This is a genomic window from Rhodococcus sp. PBTS 1 (genome assembly GCF_001620025.1).
Taxonomy (GTDB): domain Bacteria; phylum Actinomycetota; class Actinomycetes; order Mycobacteriales; family Mycobacteriaceae; genus Rhodococcoides; species Rhodococcoides kroppenstedtii.
The window spans coordinates 4,160,457-4,174,049 of the sequence record NZ_CP015219.1 but is presented as its reverse complement, the minus strand read 5'-3'; the positions used below and the strand labels follow the sequence as shown (position 1 = coordinate 4,174,049).

The 13,593-nt window shown below is 70.4% G+C and carries 14 protein-coding genes; 9 read left to right on the top strand and 5 right to left on the bottom strand.

Features of this window, described 5'->3' with window-relative positions; translation table 11 throughout:
• Positions 1 to 35: 35 nt before the first annotated feature.
• The 3 genes from lon to A3Q40_RS19165 form a co-directional block, all read right to left on the bottom strand.
• Positions 36 to 2,366 carry an endopeptidase La gene (lon, locus tag A3Q40_RS19175; RefSeq protein ID WP_068104637.1) on the bottom strand — a complete coding sequence of 777 codons (2,331 nt, stop codon included), beginning with the start codon at positions 2,364 to 2,366 and terminating at the stop codon, positions 36 to 38.
• 100 nt (positions 2,367 to 2,466) lie between these two features.
• Positions 2,467 to 2,862: an OsmC family protein gene (locus tag A3Q40_RS19170; RefSeq protein ID WP_068104635.1), complete on the bottom strand. Its 396-nt coding sequence runs from the start codon at positions 2,860 to 2,862 to the stop codon at positions 2,467 to 2,469.
• A gap of 55 nt (positions 2,863 to 2,917) precedes the next feature.
• Positions 2,918 to 3,727: an alpha/beta fold hydrolase gene (locus A3Q40_RS19165; protein ID WP_068104633.1), complete on the bottom strand. Its 810-nt coding sequence runs from the start codon at positions 3,725 to 3,727 to the stop codon at positions 2,918 to 2,920.
• Positions 3,728 to 3,859: 132 nt separating this feature from the next.
• Between A3Q40_RS19165 and A3Q40_RS19160 the strand changes: the two genes are divergently transcribed.
• The gene (locus A3Q40_RS19160; RefSeq protein WP_068104631.1) at positions 3,860 to 4,477 is read left to right on the top strand and encodes a DUF4190 domain-containing protein; all 618 of its coding nucleotides are present in this window, start codon (positions 3,860 to 3,862) and stop codon (positions 4,475 to 4,477) included.
• An 88-nt stretch (positions 4,478 to 4,565) separates the two neighbouring features.
• Complete coding sequence (locus A3Q40_RS19155; RefSeq protein WP_068104628.1) at positions 4,566 to 4,832, top strand: hypothetical protein; 267 nt, start codon at positions 4,566 to 4,568, stop codon at positions 4,830 to 4,832.
• Between the two features lie 22 nt (positions 4,833 to 4,854).
• Here the strand turns inward: A3Q40_RS19155 and A3Q40_RS19150 are convergent, their stop codons facing one another.
• Complete coding sequence (locus A3Q40_RS19150) at positions 4,855 to 5,358, bottom strand: ribonuclease H family protein (RefSeq protein ID WP_068106708.1); 504 nt, start codon at positions 5,356 to 5,358, stop codon at positions 4,855 to 4,857.
• Positions 5,359 to 5,488: 130 nt separating this feature from the next.
• Between A3Q40_RS19150 and A3Q40_RS19145 the strand changes: the two genes are divergently transcribed.
• The 7 genes from A3Q40_RS19145 (at position 5,489) to A3Q40_RS19115 (ending at position 12,833) form a co-directional block, all read left to right on the top strand.
• A complete protein-coding gene (locus A3Q40_RS19145; RefSeq protein WP_235606369.1) occupies positions 5,489 to 6,493 on the top strand; it encodes an oxidoreductase in 1,005 nt (334 codons plus the stop codon).
• Entirely contained in the window at positions 6,483 to 7,412 is a 930-nt protein-coding gene (locus tag A3Q40_RS19140) for a DNA-3-methyladenine glycosylase family protein (RefSeq protein ID WP_082834210.1), read from the top strand. Before A3Q40_RS19145 ends, A3Q40_RS19140 begins: the two co-directional genes overlap by 11 nt.
• A 60-nt stretch (positions 7,413 to 7,472) precedes the next feature.
• Positions 7,473 to 7,985, top strand: a complete 513-nt coding sequence (locus tag A3Q40_RS19135) for a VOC family protein (RefSeq protein ID WP_068104621.1) — start codon at positions 7,473 to 7,475, stop codon at positions 7,983 to 7,985.
• A gap of 39 nt (positions 7,986 to 8,024) precedes the next feature.
• Positions 8,025 to 8,972 carry an aldo/keto reductase gene (locus A3Q40_RS19130; protein ID WP_068104620.1) on the top strand — a complete coding sequence of 316 codons (948 nt, stop codon included), beginning with the start codon at positions 8,025 to 8,027 and terminating at the stop codon, positions 8,970 to 8,972.
• Between the two features lie 87 nt (positions 8,973 to 9,059).
• On the top strand, positions 9,060 to 10,919 hold the full coding sequence (locus A3Q40_RS19125) for a DUF222 domain-containing protein (RefSeq protein WP_068104618.1): 1,860 nt from the start codon (positions 9,060 to 9,062) through the stop codon (positions 10,917 to 10,919).
• Positions 10,920 to 10,969: 50 nt separating this feature from the next.
• Entirely contained in the window at positions 10,970 to 11,485 is a 516-nt protein-coding gene (locus A3Q40_RS19120) for a DUF309 domain-containing protein (protein ID WP_068104616.1), read from the top strand.
• Positions 11,486 to 11,489: 4 nt separating this feature from the next.
• A complete protein-coding gene (locus A3Q40_RS19115) occupies positions 11,490 to 12,833 on the top strand; it encodes a multidrug effflux MFS transporter (RefSeq protein ID WP_082834021.1) in 1,344 nt (447 codons plus the stop codon).
• Here the strand turns inward: A3Q40_RS19115 and A3Q40_RS19110 are convergent.
• Complete coding sequence (locus tag A3Q40_RS19110) at positions 12,819 to 13,580, bottom strand: deoxyribonuclease IV (protein ID WP_068104614.1); 762 nt, start codon at positions 13,578 to 13,580, stop codon at positions 12,819 to 12,821. The genes A3Q40_RS19115 and A3Q40_RS19110 overlap by 15 nt on opposite strands.
• Between the last annotated feature and the right edge of the window lie 13 nt (positions 13,581 to 13,593).

Below are 13,593 nucleotides of genomic sequence, written 5' to 3'. Positions count from 1 at the left end.
ACTCCTCGACTCGTCCGACCGCACCGGGTACCCGCTCACGCCGCCGCGGTCCCGGCTGCCGGCTCCCGCGTCCCGACACGCACCGGTTCCAGTGCCGCCGCGACGATATCCGCCACGTCCGACATCGGACGCACGTCGAGGGCCTGGAGGACGTCCGCGGGCACGTCGTCGAGATCCGGCTCGTTGCGGGTCGGCACGAACACCGTGCTCAGTCCCGCGCGCTGGGCGGCGAGCAGCTTCTGCTTCACCCCGCCGATGGGCAGCACGCGGCCGTTCAACGAGACCTCACCGGTCATGCCGACGTCCGAGCGCACGGGCCGTCCCGTCGCCATCGACACCAGGGCGGTGACCAACGTGACGCCCGCGGACGGTCCGTCCTTGGGCACCGCACCGGCAGGCACGTGCACGTGGATTGTGCGGTCGAGCGCCGCGGGGTTCACCCCGAGCTGCTCGGCGTGCGCCCGCACGTAGGACAGGGCGATCTGCGCGGACTCCTTCATGACGTCGCCCAGTTGGCCGGTGAGCGTGAGACCCGGCTCCGTGCCGGTGCTGCTCGCCTCCACGAAGAGGACGTCGCCGCCGAGGCCTGTCACCGCCAACCCCGTCGCGACGCCGGGCACCTCGGTGCGCTCGTGCGCCTCCGGGGTGAACCGGGGTCGGCCCAGGTAGCCCGTCAGGTCGTCGGCGTCGACGGTGACCGGCACGGTCCCCGCCGCGGCGATCTTGCGCAGCGTCTTCGCCACCAGACGTTCGACCTGTCGCACGCCCGGCTCGCGGGTGTACTCGGCGGCGATGCGGCGGAGCGCTACCTCGGTGAACCCGACGTCGTCGCCGGTCATCGCGGCGCGGTCCAGCTGACGCGGGACCAGGTAGTCGCGCGCGATGGCGACCTTGTCGTCCTCGGTGTAGCCGTCGACCGTCACCAGTTCCATGCGGTCGATCAGCGCCGCCGGGATCTGCTCGACAACGTTGGCGGTCGCGAGGAACAGCACGTCCGACAGGTCGAGATCCAGGTCGAGGTAGTGGTCACGGAACGTGTGGTTCTGTGCCGGATCCAGTACCTCGAGCAGGGCGGCGGCCGGGTCTCCCCGGAAGTCGGACCCCACCTTGTCGATCTCGTCGAGCAGGACGACGGGGTTCATGGATCCCGCTTCCGCGATCGCGCGGACGATGCGGCCGGGCAGGGCCCCGACGTACGTCCGGCGGTGACCACGGATCTCGGCCTCGTCGCGCACGCCACCGAGTGCGACACGAACGAAGTTCCGGCCCAGAGCCCGGGCCACGGATTCGCCCAGCGAGGTCTTGCCGACGCCGGGAGGCCCGGCCAGCACCATCACGGCGCCGGAACCACGCCCACCGACGACGGACAACCCGCGGGACGCGCGTCGCGCCCGCACGGCGAGGTGTTCGACGATGCGGTCCTTGACGTCGTCGAGACCGTGATGATCCGCGTCGAGCACCGCGCGAGCGGACTCGGTGTCGATGGTGTCGTCCGTGATGATCGACCAGGGCAGACCGAGCACGGTGTCCAACCACGTTCGGATCCACCCGGTTTCGGGACTCGGGTCGCTGGAGCGCTCCAGCCGATCCACCTCGCGCAGCGCGGCCGACCGCACCGCGTCCGGCAGCGGTGCGGACTCGACGCGCGTGCGGTAGTCGTCCGCGCCGTCGGGCTCGGTCTCGCCCAGTTCCTTGCGGATGGCGGCGAGCTGTTGGCGCAGCAGGAAGTCCTTCTGCGTCTTCTCCATGCCCTCGCGCACGTCGCCGGCGATCTTGTCGGTCACCTCCATCTCGGCGAGGTGATCGGTGGTCCACCGGATGAGCGTGGCGAGACGGGTTGCGGCGTCCGGGGTTTCGAGCAGTTCACGCTTCTGCACGTCGGTCAGCCACGACGCGTAGCCGGCGGTATCGGCGAGGGCGGAGGGATCGGTGAGCTTGGTGACCGAGTCGATGGCCTGCCACGCCTCGCGGCGCTGGAGCAGAGCAAGCACCAGCTTCTTGTACTCCGCGGCCGATTCACGCACGGCGTCGGTGGGCTCGTCGGCGGACACGGTCTCCGCCTCGACCCACAACGCGGTGCCGGGCCCGCTGACGCCGACGCCGAGGTGTGCCCGCGTGCGTGCTTCGAGCACCGCCGCCGGTGCCCCGGTGGCGAGACGCCCGACCTGCACGATGGTCGCCACGACGCCGTACGCGGGGTAGCGATCGTCGAGCCGGGGCGCGACGAGCAACTTGCCGTCCGCCGACGTGCGGGCGGCGTCGATGGCGGCGCGGGTGGCGTCGTCCAGCTCGACGGGCACCACCATGCCGGGCAGCACCACGGGATCGTCGAGGAAAAGCACGGGCAAGCGAGTGGGTTCGCTCATGAGGTCCTCCAGGGTTCAGCGTGCTCGGCTCAACCTCGCGGCCGACCACGCTGTTCCCCGGTGGACCCCCGTTCGCTGGGGGCGTAAGAACGCCGCCGAATCAGCTGCTCAGCGCGACGTCGACCCCGGTGACGGACTTCAGGAACGGGCAGATCGACCGCGCCTGCTCGAGCACGTCGCCCGCGTTGTCCACACCCGGCAACGTGACCGCCAGGCGGTAGGTCGCGTCGTATCCGGCACCGTCGGCGGCCGCGAGGGTCACGGTTCCCTCGACCGAGGCGCCCTCGATACTGCCGCCCGCGGTGCCGACGGCGATCCGCAGCGATTCGAGGAGGCAGGACGACAGCGCGGCCGCCATCAACTGCTCGGGGTTGGTGGCGCCGCCGGGACCACCGAGATCGGTGGGCTCGTGCACGTCGAGAGTCAACACGTCGTCGTTCGAGGCGACGGATCCGTCGGTCGCGGTGACGGTGGCGGTGTACAGGTCCTGGCTCATGCCTGTCGGGTGTCCGCCCGGGACCGGAGGCAAACCCTCGGGGCGAGAGCGGGAGTCAGGAGACGAGGAAGTCGACGACCACCGACACGAACTTCTCCGGCTCGTCGAGGAAGACGGCGTGGGAACTGTTCTCGAACAGCTCGAACCGGGAGTCTGGCACCGTATCCGCCACGAATCGTGCTGCCTCCCAGGGGAATGCGCGATCATGACGTCCCACTACGATCAACGACGGCAGGGTGAGCCCGGGCAGCAGATCACGCCAGTCGTGGTGCGTGTGATCGGCCATCACCGCGTTGCGGGCCGACGACGCCATGCGCGACATCTCGTCGAACAGGACGTCCGCTCGCTCCTCGGGCAGGTCCGTCGCGGTGATCTCGTCGAGTTGCTCCCGATCGAAGGCGGACCGGTCGTAGGTGACGCGCCCCTGCACCGCGGCGAGAGTGGCGTCGTCGAAGATCGAGTTGTGCGCGAGAGTCCAGTCGGGTGCGCGGTACTGCTTGGGCGTCTGGGCGACGTAGACGGCCTGCCGCAGGCGGTCGGTGCCGAACAACTCCTGGTAGCTCCAGATCACCGGGCACCCGAGCGACCAGCCGAGCACGGTGACGTCGTGCAGATCGAGGGCGACGATCAGGTCGCGCAGGTCGGCGGCCAGGCGGGACACGCGATAGCCGTGGCCCGGGTCCTCCGACCGGCCGTGGGCGCGGAGGTCGACGGCGATCACACGGGCATGCTCGGCGAGGCCGGGCATCACGCCGGAGAAGAACTCGCCGCTGAATCCCCACCCGTGCAGCAGGATCAGCGGTCGCCCCTCTCCCTGTTCGGTGTAGTGGAGGGTGGTGCCGTCGCCGACCGTCACGGTGCTCATCGGTACCCCGTACCCGAATCACGCTGCGCGATAACGGTGCGGTCACGCCTCCCCGCCGGGGTCCGGTGTCCGATTAGAGTCGCGGTCACCAGCCGAGATGTGACGGATCCCGGCTCGACCCCGAGGAGAGCCATGACCGGTCCCCAGTACCCCGGCCAGCCCGGACCCGACGACACGCCCCGTGATCCGGGCCAGTACCCACCCCCCGGGCAGTACGGCCAGACCCCGCAGGGCGGGCAGTACGGCCAGACCCCGCAGGGCGGGCAGTACGGCTCCACCCCGCAGGGCGGGCAGTACCCGCCCCCGCCCGGCGGGCAGTACGAGGCCGCCCCGCAGTACGCGGGCGGCTACCAGCAGCAGCCCCCGGCCAGCCCCAAGAACGGCATGGGTATCGCCGCGCTGATCGTCGGCATCCTGGCGCTGCTGACCTCGTTCACCATCTTCGGCGGAATCCTGCTCGGCATCGCGGCGGTGATCCTCGGCATCATCGGGCGCAGTCGCGTAAAGAAGCTGGTGGCCACCAACAAGGGGATGGCGACCGCCGGAATCGTGCTCGGTGTGCTCAGTATCGTCGTGGCCGCTGCTTTGACCTTTTTCGGATTCCGCCTCTTCGAGGAGGTGGGCGGTCGCGACCTGTTGGAATGCGTGAATAACGCGGGTGGTGACCAGGCGCAGATCGAACAGTGCCAAAAGGACTTCACAAGCAATTTCGAGGAGAGCCTCTCCGTGACCATCACGCCGTCGCCCTAGATACCGCCGCCCTGGACACCGTCGCCCTGATCCCAGCTGTGACGCGATTGCCCGGTTGACGACCCCGTCGACCGGGCATTCCCGTCTCATGAGCGATGCCGCGAACACTCCCGTCGACACCACCAGCCTCGATCCGCGTGAGGCCACCAAGGGCACGGGCGCCGACTCCGCGCAGTCCGACTCCGAGCGCGACGAGGCGATCCGCGAATTCGACCATCACGCGGAGACCGGCGGCCCGGACACCCTCGACCGTAGCGAGGCCGTGGTCGACGAGGGCAAGACGCTGGGTGCCCCGGATCCCGAGGACGTCACGCCGGGCGACAAGGACGACAAGCAGACGACGCGCTCGGAGTAGAACCGGCAGCGCGGCGTCGTGGTCAGAACAGGGTGACCGGGTCCGCGGCGGCCATCACCACCGCAGCCCCGGCGGGAGGCGATTCGGGGAACGTGCCGTCCCGGACACCGCGCGCGGCCTCGCCGGCGAGCTGGTCCGCCATCTCGTTGTACTCGTTGCCGACGTGTCCCCGGACCCACCGGAACCGCACGGGGCCCTCCCGCTCGGTGATCGCTCGATCGATGGCCCGCACCAGGTCGAGATTCCGCACCGCGGTGCCGGTGGACGTCCGCCAGCCCTTGCGCTTCCAACCGGGCAACCATTCCGACGCGCACTTGATGGCGTACTGGCTGTCCGCCTCGATCAGCAGCGGCTCTGCACCCGGGTGTGCGAGCACGGCCTCGAGCAGCGCTCTGAGCTCGGCAATCTGGTTGGTTCCGGACGCCGCCCCACCCGAGGCGCTGGGCCCGGTGTGGTCGACCCAGGCCCAGCCGATGGCGCCGCCCGGGTTCTTCAGGCAGGACCCGTCCGTACTCACGATGATCACGTCCGCGACAGTATCCGCACCCACCGACACGGTCCGGTTCCCGCGCCGACGCCGCCCGTCGGCGGTCCCCTACCCTCGATCCTGACCTCGTCCCCGGATGGGACAGCCGTCGCCGCGAAGGAGCACTCCCGTGACCGCATCCACCGACAGCTTCCGCGCACTCGTCGCCCGCGAGACGGACGACGGGATCACGCTGGCCGACGAGACCGTCGACGCGTCGTTCCTGCCCGCCGGCGAAGTCACGGTGGCCGTCGAGTACTCGTCGATCAACTACAAGGACGCGCTGGCGGTCACACCGAAGGGTGGCGTCGTCCGGAACTACCCGATCGTGCCGGGCATCGACCTGGCCGGGACCGTGGTCGAGTCGGACTCGGCGGACGTCGCCGTCGGGACCCGCGTCGTCGCCCACGGCTACGAGATCGGGACGGGACGCCACGGCGGGTACGCCGAGTTCGCCCGCGTTCCGGCGGAATGGGTGGTGCCGTTGGCCGATGGTCTGTCGACGGCGGACGCCGCCGCCATCGGCACCGCCGGGTTCACGGCGGCGATGAGCGTGCAGGCCCTGGAACGGCACGGGATCGGGCCCGAGGACGGACCGATCGTGGTCACCGGCGCCAGCGGCGGTGTGGGCACGGTCGCGGTGGACCTGCTCTCCCGCAGGGGTTTCGAGGTGGTCGCGTCCACCGGCAAGTCGTCGGCGCACGATCTGCTGCGCACCCTCGGTGCCGCCGAGATCGTCGGCCGGCTTCCGGAGGACCCCGACGCGAAGCCCCGCCCGCTCGGCAAGGCGCGCTGGGCCGGCGCGGTCGACTGCGTGGGCGGCGCGACGCTTGCCGACGTGCTCTCCACCGTCCGGTACGGCGGCGCCGTGGCGGCGAGCGGACTCACGGGCGGACCGGCCGTGTCCACCACCGTCCTGCCGTTCATCCTGCGCGGAATCGCCCTGCTGGGCATCGATTCCGTCCAGTGGCCGATCGACGCCCGGTGCGCGCTGTGGGCACGGTTGGCCGACGATCTGCGGCCGAGCCGACTGGCCGAGGTCACCACCGAGGTGGGCCTGGACGGTGTGCAGGGCGTGATCGACGCGCTGCGCGACGGCGCGAACACCGGGCGTGCGCTCGTCCGTGTCCGGTAGCGAGGGTCCTGTTCTGCGGCGGACGATCCACTCGGATCGTCCACTGAGCCTGCGCCACACGCTCTCGCCCCATCGACGGGGTCGGAGCGACCCGACGCACCGCACGTCGCCCGACGGAACCATCTGGCGGACATCGCTGTTCGCGAGCGGGGCCGTGACCTACCGACTCCGCCAGCCGTCGCGCACCGAGGTCGTCGCCGACGTGTGGGGCGAGGGTGCGGAGGAGTTCGTCGCCACGGTGCCCGGACTGATCGGAATGTTGGACGACGCCACGGGATTCGCACCCGAGCACCGCATCCTCGTCGAGGCCGCCCGACGCCTGACCCACCTCCACCTCGGTCGGACGGGGCAGGTGTTCGAGGCGCTCGTTCCCGCCGTCCTCGAACAGAAGGTTCACGGCGTCGCCGCGTTCGCGTCGTGGCGTCGCCTGGTGACGCGCTTCGGCACTCCCGCACCCGGCCCGGCGCCGTCGGGCATGGCGGTGTCGCCGCCACCGGACGTCTGGCGTCGTATTCCGTCGTGGGAGTTCCACCGTGCCAACGTCGATCCGAAACGGGCGCGCACGATCGTGGAGGCCGCACGGGTCGCGGACAAGCTCACCCCGATCGTGGGCATGAACCACGACGATGCGTATCGACGCCTGCGGCTGGTCCCCGGTATCGGCGAGTGGACGGCGGCGGAGGTGTGCCAGCGAGCCCTGGGCGACGCCGACGCGCTGTCCGTCGGGGACTACCACCTTGCGGCGGTGATCGGGTGGAGCCTCGTCGGCGCCCCGATGACGGACGACGAGATGGTGGCGTACCTCGAGCCGCTCCGACCGCACCGATACCGGGCGGTGCGCCTGCTCGAAGTGAGCGGGATGGCCGTGCGGCCGAAGTTCGGGCCGCGGACGGCGATCACCGATCACCGATTCCATTGAGGGAACAGGTGGCGTAAGGTTGTTGTTGAAGCTTCAACACCGACCCGAAGGGATTCCGCGATGGCCATCTCACGCCTCAACCACGCCGTGCTCTACGTGCGGGACGCCGAGCGCAGCGCCGCCTTCTACCGCGACGTGCTCGGTTTCCGCGTCGTGATGGCAATGGGTGGCCGCGCCGTCTTCCTGCAGGCGCCCGACAGCACCAACGACCACGATCTCGGTCTGTTCTCGATCGGTGATGCGGCCGCCGCCAGCCCCGCCGGGCGCGCGTCCGTGGGCCTCTATCACCTGGCCTGGGAGGTGCGGACTCTCGCCGACCTGGCCACGGTGCGCGACGACCTCACCGCGGCGGGAGCTCTCGTGGGCGCTTCCGATCACGGCACCACCAAGAGCCTCTACGGGCAGGACCCCGACGGCCTCGAGTTCGAGATCGTCTGGCTGATCCCGGCCGATCGCATCGACGACGCGATCCTCCAGGCCAAGACCACCATTCGTCCGCTCGACCTCGACGCCGAGATCGCACGGTTCGGCGCGGACACACTCGGCGGCATCGGCATCAGCGTGCGGGCCTGAGCCGGGAACAGTGAGCTCGGCTCACGAGTTGTTCTCGGTATGACTCGCATCGGACACTCGGACCTGGACGTCTTCCCGCTTGCGCTCGGCGCCAACACCTTCGGATGGACCTCCGACGAGGCCGCCTCGCACGACATCATCGACGCGTTCCTCGGGGCCGGCGGGTCGTTGATCGACACGGCCGACTCGTATTCGGCGTTCGCACCGGGCAATTCGGGTGGGGAGTCCGAGACCGTCATCGGCAACTGGTTCGCCCGAACCGGTCGGCGAGACGACGTCGTCCTCGCGACCAAGGTGAGTCGGCACCCGGACTTCCTCGGTTTGTCCGCCTCGAATATCGCCGCCGCCGCTGACGCGTCGCTGGCGCGTCTTCAGAGCGACCACATCGACCTGTACTACGCGCATTTCGACGACGAAAACACCCCGCTCGAGGAGACCGTCGCCGCGTTCGATGCCCTCGTGAAGGCCGGCAAGGTCCGCTACGTCGGAATCTCGAACTACTCCCCCGATCGCGCGCAGGCCTGGCTCGACATCGCCGACCGGGAGGGCTTCGACAAGCCCGTCGCGCTGCAGCCGCACTACAACCTGGTGCACCGGCAGTCCTACGAGCCCGCGCTGCAGGAGCTCGCGACCGAGAACCACCTCGGCGTGTTCCCGTACTTCGCGCTCGCGTCGGGCTTCCTCACCGGGAAGTACCGCACGAAGGACGACCTCGGGGACAGCATGCGCGGGAAGATGGCATCGGGATACCTGAGCGACTCGGGGCTCGCCGTCGTCGACGCGCTCGCCGAGATCGCGGACGCCCACGACACCGCCATTCCGACCGTGGCGCTCGCCTGGCTCCTGACCCGGCCGGGCATCGTCGCACCGATCGCCAGCGCGAGCCGGATCGGGCAGCTCCCGTCGTTGACCGAGGCGCCCGGCCTGAGCCTGACGGACGACGAGGTCGCTCGGCTCACCAAGGCCTCGGACGCCGTCGGGGAGTAAGACTCCGGCCGCCCACCCTTCGATCGGTGTCCCGGTTTCCGGTCGCTGTCGTGGCGGGTGTCGGTGGGTCTCTTTACAATCGAACACATGAGCGATCGGGGGGTCGGCGCGGTGGGCGCGGCGCAGGTGGGGGGTGTGCCGTGGCCTGAGCGTGACCCTGCCACTCTGGGCCTGCCTCCGTCGTTCGACCTCCCCGTCGATGGGCATCTCGATGCCCTGGCCGACCTCGCTGCGGGGGTGGGGTGTCTGGAGTGGCGCCGCTACCGGCACGCCGCCGCCCTGCACACCGAGTTGGTGGTGCCGGAGGAGGACCGCGACGAGCGGGCGGTCGATGCGTACGCCCAGTGCGCCGCCCGCATCGCCACCGCCCTGTCGGTCTCGCAGTACGTCGCCGAACGACTCCTCGACAACGCCGTCGCCCTCCGCGACCGGCTCCCGCGGGTGTTCGAGTGCCTGCGCGACGGAGTGGTCTCCCCGACTTTCATTCGCACCATCGTCTCCCGCACCGAACTCATCCACGGTCGCCCGTACCAGGAGCAGGTGGACGCCGACATCGCTGCCGCATTGCGGAAGCCGGGATCGTGGTCGACGGCGCGCGTGCGGGACCTGTGCGACCAGATGGTCTACCGCCGTGATCCCGACGCCGTCCGCGAACGACGCGAGGAAGCACTGAAAGGGCGGTGCTTCTTCACCGAGGCCGGTCTCGACGGCATGGCGACGGTGGGGGCGACGATGTCCGCCGAACGCGCCGCCATCGTCGCCCGCGTCGTCGAACGCCTCGCCGCGCAGGTGTGCAAGCACGACAGTCGCAGCACGGGTGCGCGGGCATCCGATGCGTTGTTCGCGTTGGTCAAGCACGCCCCGTTCGGCTGCGACTGCGGCCGCCCCGAGTGTGCGTTCACGGTGCTCGATGCGGACGAGGTGGCGGCGACCGCGGCGCGGATCGTGATCCACGTGGTCACCGACACCACCACCCTCACCGGACCCGTCCCCGCGAACACCACCCCCGCCAAGAACGCCGCTGAGAATGCCCAGTCGGAAGCGCACGCACAAGCTCGAGACGTCGACACGGCCGCAGCTGCGGCAGAGCAGGTCGTCGCCGACGAGGTCGTAGTCGACGAGGTCGTAGTCGATGAGGTCGTGGTCGAGAAGACTACGACCGAGGAAACTACGGGCGATGCCGTTGCGGCCGGGACGGTCCCTACCGAGGAGCGTGCGGCCGAGGAGGCAGCGGCGGTCGAGGCGGCTACGGCGGAGCCCGAGCCCGAGCCCGAGCCCGAGATGGTCGACGGTGTCGGATTCGTCGCCGGACTCGGCGTCATCTCCGGAGCCCACGTCCGCGACCTCGCCGCCGACCCCGACGCGATCATCCGCCCGTTGGGCGACGGCACCGACACTCCGTTGCCCGCGACCCAACCGGCCGACCCCTACCGACCGTCCGCGGCACTGGACACCTACATCCGCGCCCGAGACCGGTACTGCACCTGGCCCGGCTGCAACAAGCCGGCGTGGGACGGCGACCTCGACCACATCACCGAATACGACCACACCCACCCCGAGCGGGGCGGGAAGACCAGCGCGACCGGACTCGGCGCCAAGTGCCGGTTCCACCACCTGCTCAAGACGTTCGGCGACTTCGTCGACGACCAATACCCCGACCCCGACCACCCGGGCCGCATCGTCCGCACGGTCACCATCCCCGAAGGCCGCACCGTCCTCGGCCCGGCGTACACCGGGTTCGACACCCACCCCGGCCTCGACATGATCGTCTTCGGCGACCCACCCGCCACCCGGCCGCCGTCACCCGGCACCGAACCCACCCGACCCGCCCCACGCACCGAGCAGAAACACGCCCGCCGCCGGCAGGAACGCAACCGAAACCGACTGCGCAACAACCTGAACGGGATCCGACCACCCGAACCCGACGACGCACCACCCCCGTTCTGACCGGGCGGCGCCTCGACACCGGGTCGACCGGCCCGAGTAGAACGGAGGGTATGGACGGAGACGACCCGAGCGACGTCGACACCGGGAACCGAACCCCGACCGCGCGCGACCGCCTCGCCGACGGCCGACCCCAGAACGCCCGACCCCGGGACGTCCTGGGGCGGCCGCTGCCGCCCGGCTCCGTCGGCGTTCCGCGCGTGCCGGACGATCTCCAGCTTCCCCCGCACGAGTCGCTGCCGTTGGCTCAGCGCTACCTGGACGACGGGATGCCGTTCCACGCTCACGACGTCCTCGAAGGCACGTGGAAGGCGACCACCGGCGACGATCGCGAACTCTGGCAGGGCCTCGCGCAACTGGCCGTCGGTCTCACCCACCTGCTCCGCGGCAACGCCGCAGGTGCTGTGACGCTGATCACTCGTGGGCGAGACCGCCTCACCCCCTACCGCGCCGCGCCCCCACACGGGGTGGATGTTGTCGGCCTCGTGGGCTGGGCCGACACCGTGATCGCCGCCCTCGACCACGGCTCGTCGGAGGTGCCCGCACCTCCCCGGCTCACCTCCCCCTGACCGCATGTCGCACCGAGGCGGGAACAGATCCGACGTCCCGGGTGCTGCAGCCCGGGTGACGACGAAACCCGCATCGGTCGCTGCCCCCACCACGACCCGCGATCAGTCGCCACCCTCGCGACTACGCATGATCCTGGTCCTCGGCGCCCTCGTCGCCCTGGGTCCCCTGACCATCGACGTCTATCTGCCGGCACTGCCCGCCATCACCGACGACCTGAACTCCACCGACGCCGCGGTGCAGTTCACCCTCACCGGCACCCTCATCGGCCTCGCCGTCGGCCAGTTGGTCATCGGCCCACTGTCCGACGCTCTCGGCCGGCGCCGCCCGTTGGTCGCCGGCACGGCCGTCCACATCGTCGCGTCGTTGCTCTGCATGATCGCCCCGTCCGTCGCGGTGCTCGGGGTCACGCGGGCACTGCAGGGCTTCGGCGCCGCCGCCACGATGGTGATCGCCCTCGCCATCGTGCGCGATCTCTACGAGGGCCGCGCCGCCGCCACCGTCCTGTCCCGCCTGGTGCTGGTGATGGGCGTCGCGCCGATCGTGGCCCCGAGCCTCGGCGGCATCGTTCTGCTGCAGGGATCCTGGCGCGGAATCTTCGCCGGTCTGGCCGTTGCGGGTGTCCTGCTGATGCTCGTCGCCCTCGTCTTCCTCCGGGAAACGCTACCCACCGAGCGGCGCCGCGCCCCCGAGGTGGTGCCGGTGCTCCGAACCTACGGAAGCCTGCTGCGGGACCGCAGCTTCGTCGTCCTCGTGCTCGTCGCCGGGCTGGGCATGTCGGCGCTGTTCGCCTACATCTCCGGCAGCTCGTTCGTGCTGCAGGACGGATACGGTCTCGGCGAGCAGCAGTTCGCGCTGGTGTTCGGCATCGGCGCCGTCGCGCTCATCGGGGCCTCGCAGTTGAACGTGCTGGCGCTGCAGCGGTACTCGCCCGCCCGCATCGTGACGGTGGCTCTCGTGGCCATGGCGATCTCCGGGACCGCGCTGATCGTGACCACGACGACGGAAGCCGGCGGCGTCGTCGGCTTCATGATCCCGGTGCTCTGCGTGCTCGCCTCCGCGGGCTTCGTCATGCCCAACTCCCCGGCTCTGGCACTGTCCCGACACGGCGAGGCGGCCGGCACGGCCGCGGCTCTGCTGGGCGCCGCACAGTTCGGGCTGGGCGCCCTGATCGCCCCGCTGGTGGGCGCCCTGGGCAACGACGGACCCGCCATGGCCGTGACGATGACCGGCGGTGCGCTGGTTGCCTTGGCCGCGCTGGCCTACGCCCGCCCCGACCGCGACCGGCCGGAGACCGTGGTCGACGCGTCGGCCACCGAGACCCCGGTCGACGGGTCAGCGACCGCGTAGGTACGCCACGTCGTCGGCGATGCCCTCGCCCGGCGTCTCCAGAATGATCGGGGCGCCCGACTCGGCCGCCACCGCCGCGAGAATCTCGGGATCGATGGATCCGGATGCGAGGTTCGCGTGGCGGTCGCGGGCCGAGTCGAACTCGTCGCGGGAGTTGTTGAGGTGCACCAGATCGACGCGGCCGGTGATCGCCTTGACCCGCTCGATGACGTCGACGAGCTCCTCGCCGCCCGCCCACGCGTGACAGGTGTCCAGGCAGAATCCGGCACCGAACTCCCCGACCGCGTCCCACAGCCGGGCAATGGCGTCGAAGCGCCGTGCCATCGCACGGTCACCGCCTGCGGTGTTCTCGATCCAGATGGGCACCTCGAACCCGCCCGTCTCGGCCTGGCGCTCGAAGAGCTTGCGCCAGTTGGCCACACCCTCGGCCGGATCCTCGCCGTCGCGGACGTGGCCGCCGTGGACCACCATGCCCAGCGCTCCGAGCTCGGCGGCGACGGTAGCCTGCTGCGCCAACGCCTTGCGCGACGGAATGCGAATGCGGTTGTTGAGACTGGCGACGTTGATGACGTACGACGAGTGGACGACGACGTCGACGGACGAGTCCCGCACGGCCGCGAGGGACTCGTCGACCACCGGCTTGTTCCACTTCTGCGGGTCGGTGACGAAAAGCTGGACGAGATCGACGTCCAGGGACGTCGCCTCGTCCAGCGGTGAATCCGACCTGACGTGTGCCCCGATGCGCATGCGTCGACCCTAC